This is a genomic window from Vibrio sp. CyArs1, assembly GCF_022432925.1.
GTDB lineage: Bacteria > Pseudomonadota > Gammaproteobacteria > Enterobacterales > Vibrionaceae > Vibrio > Vibrio mediterranei.
Genome location: NZ_JAKRBO010000003.1, coordinates 325,732 through 337,212, shown reverse-complemented (window position 1 = coordinate 337,212; position 11,481 = coordinate 325,732). Strand labels below are relative to the sequence as shown.

Annotated in this window: 11 protein-coding genes; 3 read left to right on the top strand and 8 right to left on the bottom strand. The window is 43.0% G+C overall.

What is annotated here, in order from left to right:
* Positions 1-65: 65 nt before the first annotated feature.
* Positions 66-1,238 carry a PatB family C-S lyase gene (locus MMA19_RS12075; RefSeq protein ID WP_240206318.1) on the top strand — a complete coding sequence of 391 codons (1,173 nt, stop codon included), beginning with the start codon at positions 66-68 and terminating at the stop codon, positions 1,236-1,238.
* A gap of 31 nt (positions 1,239-1,269) precedes the next feature.
* On the opposite strand, the gene sigZ is transcribed toward MMA19_RS12075, so the two are convergent.
* The 7 genes from sigZ to MMA19_RS12040 form a co-directional block, all read right to left on the bottom strand.
* Complete coding sequence (gene sigZ, locus MMA19_RS12070; protein ID WP_198559185.1) at positions 1,270-1,806, bottom strand: RNA polymerase sigma factor SigZ; 537 nt, start codon at positions 1,804-1,806, stop codon at positions 1,270-1,272.
* Positions 1,807-1,900: 94 nt separating this feature from the next.
* Complete coding sequence (locus MMA19_RS12065; protein WP_240206317.1) at positions 1,901-3,034, bottom strand: DUF1501 domain-containing protein; 1,134 nt, start codon at positions 3,032-3,034, stop codon at positions 1,901-1,903.
* 6 nt (positions 3,035-3,040) lie between these two features.
* Positions 3,041-4,402, bottom strand: a complete 1,362-nt coding sequence (locus tag MMA19_RS12060) for a DUF1800 domain-containing protein (protein ID WP_240206316.1) — start codon at positions 4,400-4,402, stop codon at positions 3,041-3,043.
* 125 nt (positions 4,403-4,527) lie between these two features.
* Positions 4,528-4,878 (bottom strand): hypothetical protein, encoded by a 351-nt coding sequence (locus MMA19_RS12055; RefSeq protein WP_240206315.1) that lies wholly within the window; start codon positions 4,876-4,878, stop codon positions 4,528-4,530.
* 27 nt (positions 4,879-4,905) lie between these two features.
* Complete coding sequence (locus MMA19_RS12050) at positions 4,906-6,222, bottom strand: peptidoglycan DD-metalloendopeptidase family protein (protein WP_240206314.1); 1,317 nt, start codon at positions 6,220-6,222, stop codon at positions 4,906-4,908.
* 138 nt (positions 6,223-6,360) lie between these two features.
* On the bottom strand, positions 6,361-6,669 hold the full coding sequence (locus MMA19_RS12045; RefSeq protein ID WP_107306030.1) for an isoamylase early set domain-containing protein: 309 nt from the start codon (positions 6,667-6,669) through the stop codon (positions 6,361-6,363).
* Positions 6,670-6,792: 123 nt separating this feature from the next.
* Positions 6,793-7,482, bottom strand: a complete 690-nt coding sequence (locus tag MMA19_RS12040; protein ID WP_240206313.1) for a hypothetical protein — start codon at positions 7,480-7,482, stop codon at positions 6,793-6,795.
* Between the two features lie 236 nt (positions 7,483-7,718).
* Between MMA19_RS12040 and MMA19_RS12035 the strand changes: the two genes are divergently transcribed.
* Positions 7,719-9,089, top strand: coding sequence for a YjiH family protein (locus tag MMA19_RS12035; RefSeq protein WP_240206312.1), 1,371 nt, complete (start codon positions 7,719-7,721; stop codon positions 9,087-9,089).
* A 455-nt stretch (positions 9,090-9,544) separates the two neighbouring features.
* Here the strand turns inward: MMA19_RS12035 and MMA19_RS12030 are convergent, their stop codons facing one another.
* Entirely contained in the window at positions 9,545-10,645 is a 1,101-nt protein-coding gene (locus MMA19_RS12030; protein ID WP_240206311.1) for a carbohydrate porin, read from the bottom strand.
* Between the two features lie 612 nt (positions 10,646-11,257).
* On the opposite strand from MMA19_RS12030, the gene MMA19_RS12025 reads away from it, so the two are divergent.
* The gene (locus MMA19_RS12025; RefSeq protein ID WP_038227355.1) at positions 11,258-11,440 is read left to right on the top strand and encodes a hypothetical protein; all 183 of its coding nucleotides are present in this window, start codon (positions 11,258-11,260) and stop codon (positions 11,438-11,440) included.
* Positions 11,441-11,481: the final 41 nt, after the last annotated feature.

Below are 11,481 nucleotides of genomic sequence, written 5' to 3'. Positions count from 1 at the left end.
TCTGCGTCTTTTTTGAATTAGCACCGTCTAATTTAATGACCACTTATTTATGATAAGAGAAACCTATGTTTAAAGTAACCTCATCAACGTCCGCTACGCAGAACAACGTTATCAAACATGATTCTGCCATGTTGAACCAGTTTTACGGAACAAACGATGTCGTACCCTATTGGGTCGCTGATATGGACTTTCCCATTGCAAATCCAATTACGCAGGAATTACAACGTCTTGTTGATCGCGAAGTTTACGCTTACGAGTTCGACTCTTCTCGAGTTTTTTCAGCCATTGCGCGCTGGAATGAAACAGCACATAACCTGTCATTAGACCCAAATCACTTCGTGCAAGTACCGGGCGTCTTGAGTGCTATTGCCCTGTTGATTCGCCAATTTACCCAGCAAGGCGACGGCGTATTGATTCAAACACCGGTTTATCATCAGTTCCGCAGATTGATTGAATCGGCAGGCAGAGTGGTTGCAGGTAATTCTCTCAAGATCGAAGATGGACACTACACCATCGACTTTGACGATTTTGAGCAGCAACTCAAACAGGGCAATGCCAAAATGGTTCTTTTGTGTAACCCTCATAACCCTGTTGGTCGTGTTTGGACTCGCTCTGAACTTCAAACGATGGTCGATATTGCCCGCCGTTACGATGTGATTATCGTTAGTGACGAAATCCATGCCGATATCGTTTTCGACGCTCATACATTCACATCAATTGTCTCTTTGGGATACGAAAAAGCGATCTCCATTATCGGCTCACCCGCTAAAAACTTTGGACTTAACAGCATAGCGAACGGATATATATATACCGATAACGACACTTTGTATCAACAAATCAAATCAACCGTGAGTTCATTGGCTATCGACCATGGGAATGCGCTAACAACTTATGCCACCATCGCTGCTTACGAGAAAGGTAGAGAATGGTTTGAAGGCTACTTGCAATACACTCAAACCACTGTTCATTGGATCGCCGAGTTTGTTGCCTCATCTTTGCCAGAAATCACCATGTATAAACCTGAGGGTACCAACCAAATCTGGTTCGATTTTTCCAAGTTACAACTAGCGCCGGATGCGCTGAAGTCTTTGCTAGTTAACGAGGCAAAAATGGGGCTGACTCCGGGTGCATGGTTTGGCGAAACCAACCCTAATTACTATCGCATGAATATCGCAGTGGACAGAGCACAGATCCAAGCGTCATTTGCTAGGTTGCACACCGCAATTAAATCTCTCTAAATCCCACTCCCCTTAATGGCTAAGGGGAGATTCACTGCCGATTTAACCACGCTTCCTTTGGAGCATAATCGGTCACACCGCCGTGACCGATTTCGATATCACAACATCGCATGATATGCTCCCTCAGCTTGATTCGGCTTCGTTGAATTCGACTCTTAGCACCAGATAACGATATCCCCATTCGCTCCGCTATCTCTTTTTGAGATATTCCCTCAAGTTCTGCCAGTATTAAAGGTGTGCGATACTGCTCTGGTAATTCATCTATGAGCGGTCTTAAACATTGTGCCACCTCTTGATGAGCCTGCTCTGCCGTATCCGGCTCTTCATGAACAAGATCTTGCGGTAATTGGTCGAAATCACGACGCTGACGGTAGTGATCCATAATCGTATTATGGGCAATGCGAAATAGCCAGCTACTCAAACTTCCTTGGGACTTGAGCTGATGTAAATTATCACTCGCTTTGATGTAAACATCCTGCAAAATGTCGTCAATAAAATGCTCATCATCCACTTGTTTCGCGATGTAATTTCTTAGTTTTGTTTTGTGATTTTGCCATTCTGCAAGCATAAACCCAGGCTCCTAACCCCACATTGCCTTAGTTAATCTCTTTAAGACGAAGCAACCCCATAAAAGACGCAACTTTTCTGCCGATGCATTAAGGTCATGATAAAACACGAATAGGCTGAATATCTTGCGTCTCTGGGAAAGTGTTGTTGAGCGTCGTTTGATCCGCCCCCATATGCTGCTCTAATACACCTTTGATGACTGCACGAACATCCAACGTTGGTTGTAAGTCACGCCCCTGATAGAGCTGATTGCTAGCTAATCCTGGCCAATCGGATAAAACCCTAGAGCGTTGTACTGCTCCTCCCATTACCAACATCGCATTGCCTGTGCCGTGATCGGTCCCTTTGGTCCCATTCTCGGCGGCAGTTCGTCCAAACTCACTTGCTGCAATGACCACAGTAGACTGCCATTTTTCGCCTAATGCGGATTTTAACGCTGCCATACCTTGATCAAACTTATTGAGCTGATTGGCAAGTCTTCCTTTGTCCGCCCCTTGCGACGAGTGTGTGTCCCATCCGCCCAGCTCTAGCACTACGATATTAGGCCCATTGGGCGAGCTCACAAACTTGCCAGCCTGCTTGGCTAAGTTGGTAAATTGTTTATTTTGATTGCCGCCCATGGACATTGACTCTAACTTCATTGCTTCTTCAAAGTTTGCAGAGAGTTTGGCATCAGATTGGAACATTTCGGCAAGTAACTTGGCTTGTTCTTCTTTAGCTTTTAGCTTATGAGGAAACCAACTGCTGACTTTGACATCACCTTGAGCAATCAATGGTAGCCCGGCATCAATAGCAATCGCTTGGTTGTTCTGTTGTGTCGACAAAAAGCGATTCAACCACCCCACAGGATCAAATGGATCCGTGGAGCCATTTTCTAGAATCTTCTGACCATCAAAGTGAGAACGACTTCGATATCCAGTGGCACAAGCATGAACAAACATGGCTTGCTTGTCTTGATACATCTGATGAACACTTTTTAATGCTGGATGTAAGCCAAACCCTTTATCTAACGGGTTAAGCTGATCTTTGGTGAGTGCTATTGTTGGCCGCAATTTTTGATAATGCTCATCAAAACTTGGTACTACCACGTTGAGGCCATCCATCGCGCCGCGAAGTGTTATCCAAATCAGTACATTTGGGCTTTGCGTTGACGCAAAGGAGAAATTGGGTAGCAAGGTAACCAGAGACGCCGCTCCTACGCCTTTCAAAAAATGTCGTCGTGTCGTCATAACCGTTTACCTATATTGAAACTGTGGGCTCATCCAAAGCGTAACAAACTTGGAACTGGCATCTTGTGCCTTTTCTAACGCAGTCAGTAGGTGTTCATCGACTTCATTACCATAAAGGCGTTGTGCAATCTGTGTCACCCTGTCATCCGGGTTCTGTTTACTGCGCTCAATCTGGGTAATCAAAAGCTTAGCCACTTGGTTGGCGACTTGCCAACGCTGAGTCAATGCGGCCGAGCTATTATAATCAGCATCGTTATCAGACCATCCTGCGGGCGACCCTGACATAAACGGTTCTTGCCCTAATTGTCTCAACATTGAATGCATCTGCTTCTGGTTGGGTTCAAAATCGGCGCTGCGGAGCACGGCAAAATACCATTCCTGAGGTGTACGAAAACGCAGGCGCTCATCCTTATTTTTGAGGCTGCTATTAATCAATGTCAGATATACCGGAATTAACATGCCTTCGTTATCTATCCAGACTTTGGTGAGTTTATCTACCAATGAAGAGTGTCCTACACCGTAGAAATGCTCGACCAATTTGCCACATAGATGTCTTGCGGTATTTTCATGATTTGCAAGATCGCGAAGACAGCTCATGCCCTGTTCTTCACCTTGCTGATCGTACACTTTACCCAATACGTTAATCGCACCAGGTTCATGCATGGTCGATGAAAAGCGATAACCTGGACTGTCCGGTTTAAAGCTCACCGTCCAACCAGTGATACCCTGCGCGAGCTCAACAACATCGTTTTGTGTATAGCCACCATCCACGCCTAAAGTATGCAACTCTAAAATCTCTCGAGCTAAGTTTTCATTGAGTCCTTTATTGCGCTTTTGCCCTGCTTTGGAATTAGGCCCAACTGACTGGTGGTTATCAAGGAAGATCAGCATACAGGGGTGTTGAATCACGCCTACCAGCATACTCGGAAAATCGATAGACCAAAGCTCTCTGATTACTTCATTCTCAACACCAGAAGCAATTGGACGGACTCTACGTGTATCCGCGGAGATCGCAAAATGGTTGCTCCAAAATTGGATTAAACGTTCTTGAAAGCTTAGTGGAGTGTATAGGGTTTGTATGTTTCTCGCATGAACAAGATTGCGAAAGTTTTCTTGAAAAAACGCGTTATTGGTTTTGGTAAACTGTTTTTTCTCTTCTGCGCTTTTTGCTGCCTTTCGTCTTCGATTCAGGTCACCAAAATGTGCCAACATTTCATCGGTAGATGGAAGCGATGAAATCGCCTTATGAGTATAAGCCTGAGCTTTGAGTTGCTCATTTAAACTGGGTTCAAGCTTAGCATCACCAACTCTTGGCCCAAAACCAAATCGCTGCGAAACAATGTATTGAGCAGTGTCCTTGTTCTCCATGGCAACCTCTGTAAGTATGCGATACCTAAAGCATTACACACTAAGCAAAAATTGCACACCTGCCCTGACGATAAAATAACAAACGGCGCTCATTTGAGCGCCGTTTTGACTTTATCCGGATAGGATTAAGAACGTTTAGGTTGCTTGTAAGTCTTACCTGCCGCCTTATACGTGTCACTTTGCTTCATTTCGAACATAGCGTCGAAGAACCAAGCGACAAACTTAATGATATCGTCACCTTCGTTCATAATGTGCTCTACGTATTCTTGCTCGTCACCGTTATCATCGATATCGGTGAATACATGATAAATACGCTGTTCACCATCGACATCCGCTAATGCAAATTGACCGCTTAAACTGTTTGCTGTCTCGACAATCTCTTGGTTCTCGACGCTTTTAAGCTTATTCAATGCATCTGGGAGCGTTTTGAACTCGCAAAGCTGCATGACAAGTAGTTGAAATTCTAGTTGTTGCATTATCAATACCGTTATTAACCTAGCGAACTACAAGCTCGCCAGTTTAGTTTCTTGTTTCTCAAGCATAGAGTCTAACTCATCGCGACGAGCAATAAACTGCTTGAGCTCGTTCTTGGGCACAGAGTCTGCCATAGGAATGTTCGCTCGCATAGCATTAACTGGTCGCCCACGAGAAATCAATTCGTAATGCAAGTGAGGCCCAGTCACTCGCCCAGTCGCTCCAGACAAGCCTATACGAGTACCACGAGTCACTTTTTGCCCTTTCTTCACTAGAATCTTACTTAAATGAAGATAACGAGTCTTGTACGGACCACCATGGTCGATAACGATATACTTACCTGCATATGGGTGGTTGCGCACCATAGCAACAACGCCATCACCAGTGGTATAAACATTAGTACCAGTACGAACACCGAAATCAGTACCGTTATGCGGTGCAATCCTGCCTGTTACAGGATGACGACGATTAGGGTTAAAGCCTGAGGTAATTCGATGATTTTTCACCGGATAGCGCATAAATGCACGCTGTAAACTGTCACCTTTGGCATCATAGTACTGGCCATTAGTATGAAGGTAAGCTGAGTACATCGTGCCACGATTAAAGATCTTAATCGCTTGTATTTCAGAGTTACCTGTCGCGGTACCATCAACAAACTGGCTGTTTTTAACAACTTCAAAACGGTCACCAGCACGAAGGTCGCGAGTGAAACTCAGTTTGTCTTTAAGCAGTGTAACAACTTGGTCAATCTCACGAGGGTTTAAACCCAATTTGTTCGCTGAAGAAGAGAAGCTGCCGTGAATTTCACCGACCAAAGCCACGCTTTCCCACACGCCGGGAATAGAGACATCCTTAAATTCAAAGCTACCGTCGTCTAGCCGAGTATAAACGGCTTTCTCGGCCACACTACGTTGAACTTCCAATTGACCGAGTGCGCCAGTGGCTTCATCTTGCCAAAATCGCATCTTGTCACCGGGACGCAACGTGTCGAGCACTAAGTAATCCAAATCGGTTTCCATTACTGACATCATGTCTGAGTAAGGAAAACCAAGTTGGTCGAAAATTTGGCTCAAGCTGTCACCTGACTTTACGGTATAGGCGAATTTAGGTGGTAGTTCAGCTTTGGTTGGCTCAGGAGTAATGGCTTTGGCGATAGGTGAATCATTAAGGTCTAGCTCTACCGTTCCGTTGAGGTTTGAGCTAGGCAGACTATGAAGAAACAGAAACGCCGCGATAAGAGGCACAGTAAAAGCGAGGCCACGTTTTAGTTTTCGTGACGGCGTCTTTGCCGCGCATACGTCGTCTATAGATTGATTCGATTGCACAATGGTTCCAATGCATTCCATTAAAAAGAGCCAACAGGTTAATCGTTTCTTCGGCGAATTGCATCCGATTGAGGGGAAAATTAAGGTAAAACCTGTGATGAGAATGTAAAAAAGCGAAGCTTGTCGCTTCGCTTTCTACAAAATCAGCATTACTGAGAATCAGGCTTCACATGCCTGTTCTGTTTTTATAATACAGTTGTCGGCGCCGAAGCCATTTGGTACATAGTTATCCGCTTCAGCATCATTAACCCAGTCGTTCTCATTCACAAGGTAGCGGAACTGAAACTCCGCGTTTTTTGGTAAACGAGTTTTATATTTGAAAGATTTGGTTTTCGCAACTTTCTTCATTGGCATAGGTTGCCAATCGTGAAATTCTGCTACTAGTACCGCACTTTCAATATTGGTCGCATCCAGTTCGAACGTGACTTCTACTTCATCTTTAGTTTTAAAAAAACGCTTATTGATCATTTGCAAGCTCCGTTTGTCTAAAAAATAACAACATCAAAGTGTCATATTATGTAATCAAGCTCACATTCTCAACATAATAAGTGACAAAGATGCATATCATTTACGAGTGGAAACAAATTCCAATTAACATCCTGTCAATTTGCCATTTTTCAGTATGCAAACCAGTGAATTTTCCTTTGTCGGCGTGTCTGTCATTGACTGTTCAGGGCCATGGCTTTTGAACATTAATGTTGCAACCTGTCCAGATAAGTCTAAAGATTCAATGTCCACTCGATCCCCAGCTAGTTTAGCGTCTGTAAGAATTACTCGCTGCCTTGATTCGTCCCAATTAAACAAGCCAAGGTAATAGAAGACTCCCGAGCCTTGGTTACTCACGGCAAATGGTACAACAGCGAAATGAAGCTTATTGTTTTCAAACATGAGTTGCTTAAATTGATACAGTAGGTATACGTTGCCACGCTCCATACCATCATCATAACTACCTGCAGCCACTTGTTTATCAATATCGATGTCAGTGAGTAGAGAGAACGCACTGGTTTCTGGTACCTGAATTGTCCATGGATTTGCCACTTTAACGCCTAGAATAGTCTCTACGACGACATCGGCCTTTTCTGCTTGATGAGATGGGAATTTGGCCAGTATCTCCTCATCACTCATCGAAAATCGATAGACTCCAGCCACAATGACAACGACGAGAAGACAAAGTGGAATCAGTAAAATCAGTGGCACTGGAAGTTTCTTGCGAGGCATTGTGATGATTCTCAATAAGTTAAGTTCTTCGTTCAGTGTAGCGCTTTCGATTACTAAGCTCAAAGAGTAACAACCCACTATACTTAGACAGATCTACACAACCTTAGCACCGAACATTGTTTTGCATATCATTTGCGACATCAGTACTAAATTGTGAATATTTAGTCTTTGTTGATGAATAGTATTGCCTTGATTGATAAAAAGCAGTAATCTTGCGCGCAATGAGCAAATATGGATGTTTAGTGAATAAATAGGCAATGGAATTGTCCATTATTAACTAGTTGTAACACGAGAGAAAAATGCAAAATAGCGCTCAATCTGTTCCTGAGTCTGGAAAGAAAGGCAACTTCTGGATGTTCTTCATCCCGTCTTTAATTGGCCTGTTCCTGTTCATGGCTCCAATCACCTTTGACGGCGGTTTAACTATACCTGTCGCTGTCTTAGCTAAATCACTACAAGCGGCGGTTGGCGATTTCATCGTACCTCTAGTTACAGCTATCATCGCATTTATGGCTATCGCGTCAGCCATCACCCGCATTGCTAAGCCTGCATTCATTAATAACAATGAATTTTTAAACGGTCTATTTAATCCAAGCCCAATGTGGTTGGCAGTTCGTTTGATCGGTGGCTTAGCGGTAGTAATGACGTACTTCCAAGTTGGTCCTCAAGCGATTTGGGAAGAAAATACCGGTGGCCTAGTACTCGAAGGTCTGCTGCCTACTCTATTTGCTGTATTTATCTTTGCAGGTTTATTGCTACCTCTTTTACTTAACTTTGGTTTGTTAGAACTATTTGGTGCGTTACTAAGTAAAATCATGCGCCCTGTATTCAACCTACCAGGTCGTGGCGCTATCGACTGTATGGCATCTTGGTTAGGTGACGGTAGTGTTGGTATTCTTCTAACGAGCAAGCAGTACGAAAACAAATTCTACACCATGCGCGAAGCAGCGGTGATTGGTACTACTTTCTCAGCAGTATCAATTACGTTCAGCTTAGTGGTTATCGCTCAGGTTGAGCTTGAGCATCTGTTTTTACCGTTTTATGGCGCTATCTGTTTAGCCGGTGTTGTTGCAGCGATTATCATTCCTCGTTTGCCGCCACTACGTAACAAAAAAGACGTGTTCATTGACGGTACTAAACCAGCTAAAGATGCTGAAGTGATTCCTGAAGGCCATTCTACTTTCTCTTGGGGTCTTGATTTAGCACTTAAACGAGCAGGCACTGTCACCTCTGCAAAATCGGTATTTGGCGAAGGTATTAAGAATGCCGTAGATATGGTGTTTGGGGTTCTTCCTGTGGTTATGGGGCTAGGTACAGTCGCGCTTGTTATCGCTGAATATACTTCAGTGTTTGAAACGCTCGGTACGCCGTTTATTCCTTACCTAGAATTACTGGGTGTGCCTGAAGCAGTTGCGGCATCCAAGACTATGGTTGTTGGCTTTGCAGACATGTTTATTCCGTCAATCCTAGCAGCATCAATCAATAGTGAAATGACACGTTTTGTTATCGCTGCAATGTCCGTTACTCAGCTTATCTATATGTCTGAAGTGGGTGCTCTACTACTTGGTAGCCGTATCCCAGTAAACATCTTCGAACTGTTTGCTATCTTCATCCTGCGTACTTTGATTACGTTACCTGTTATCGCCGGTGTCGCGCATTTGATTTTCTAGTAAAACATATTGCTCAGTTAAAAGGCTCACTTAAGTGGGCCTTTTTTGTATGACTCATCTTTTGCTTTTCCATTCAAGACATCGTATCGACCATAATTCTACCCTTCCCCTAACTAGCTGTTGTAGTCAATAACAAACTCGCTAATTTTAGCCCCCATATGGCAACACAGTAGTGTTGTCTTTGATTGTTAGACGATTCCTACTGCCATTCGATACGAGCCAACATCGCGTAACGTAGAGGCTTTTTGAAGAGATAAGTTATGAGGAAATCAATGAGAACATCATGGTAACGGTGGGACATGGTAAGCGTTCACCGAAGACAAGATGCAGGCGGAGTGTTTCGGCGTAATCTCAGGCAGTTGTACGACGATTGAAGCTAGTAGTTTAAACAAGAAAACGGAGCCGATGGGCTCCGTTTATATAAGGCAGTGTTTCTGTTCTATACGGCTAAGCGCTTAGAAGAAGTACTTGAAGCGTACACGAACACCTTTGTCTGATTCTTCTTCGAATGTTTTGATATCAGTTTGGTCATCGATAGTCGTGTAGTATGCACCAAGATAGATTGAGAAATCTTCAACTTGAAGCACATCAGCAAACTCGTAAGAAGCATATACAGTATCTACTTTCGCTTTACCATCTGCAGAAGTTGCGATTTCTTTACGCTCATAGTCGTTATTTGCGTGGATATAACCTAGACCAAAGCCTTTGTACAATGCGTTCACACCAACAGTCATGTTATTCTCATCAACCGCATCCATGTATGCAAAGTTAGCAATCAAGTTCCAGTCTGCTGTTGTGTAGTTAGCAGTCACACCGTAACCCATACGGTCAGAGATATCTACGCCGTCAGTAGTAACAACCGCATCTTTAACAAGGTTTGTCTCAAGAGACGCTGCGATACCGAAGTTACCTGCTTGGTAGCCAACTACTGGACGCAGAAGTACAGAGTCCTTAGTGTTATCGCGGTCTATAGTTGCACCGTGATAATCTGTGCCTGAGAATAGATCAGAGCGGTCACCGATCATCGAACCTAGTTCTAGGTACAGGTTGTTGAAAGTTTGGCTATACATGATCTGGCCGTCAGAACCACGACCACGAGCTTCTTTCATTTGGTATACATAAGGAGCTGCATCAGAAACTAGTTCGTTAGAAGTATCACCTGAATACTCTAAGAACGTATCTTGACCTACAGGGAACATATCGAACGCTTCAAAACGACCCATACGTAAGTTCCAGCCATCTTGCTTACCGAATGCAAACCATGCGTCATCCAGTGCAACTGTACCATCGCTTTGCATTAGAGGTTGAACATTCACTTGGAACACATGACCAGTTTCAGTGTAACGCTCGCCAGCAAATTCAAGAAGGATACGACCAGTTTGGTTGAAGTTATTGCTGTTCTCACCTTCTAAATCTTGGAAGTTGAAATCGAATTCAACATCACCACCAATTGAGAAGTTGCCTGTCTCGCTATCAGCGATAGAGATACCAGCGTTTGCCGCCATTGCAGAAGAAACAAGTACTGCAGCTAGCGATAGTTTGAAAGTATTTTTCATTATTAACCCCAAGGATTGTAATTAACTATTTTTGTTATTTTTTAAAAGCTATTGAGTTGTCGTGAATAAGCGTCGTTAAACTTTGAAAACTCATTCACCAGTCACATCACTCAAAAGTTTGAAAATCATGTACCGAATGAACGAGACAAATTTTCACTAATATCCCGACATGCAGCAATCCTAAGAATTTGAAAATGCCTATCTAAATCACGTTTTTATAAAAATGCATATAATCTTATTTATCAATGACTTATATATAAATAAATATACATTTAGCTTTAAAAACATTTATTGAGGTAATTTAGGGGAACTTTTTGGCAGATAAATTACTTTCAGTGATCTTGCTCACACACATAGTAATTCTTAACTACTATTTAAATTATTAATTATCAGTTTCCAAAATGTAACAATGGTGTGAATGTATTTTCTATATCACCTCTAATGCTCATGTTTATTTTTTCCACACTATTTGTATTGCCTTTCTATTAATCTAGTTCTCGTTATCCATGCAGTGTTATAGATATCAAGTGTAACAATATGCATAAAAAGCCTTGCTATTAGACTCATATGGTCTAAGTTAGAGATAAGGAAAAACAAAGGAGTGATGCTGATATGAACCATGCGCTAGAAAAAGACATTGTCGACGCTATGCATCATTTAAATACTGAGCAGCTTCGCGACGTGAAGCGATTTGTTGAGCGTTTATCAACACGCCAACAGCCCAGCGATTTGGTTACGGAAGAAGAATTAGCCATGATTATGGAACTAAGCACATCCAAGCGAAGCTACCGCTAATCTAGACGAATGACCATACCTAACAAAAACGACCAGCCTAG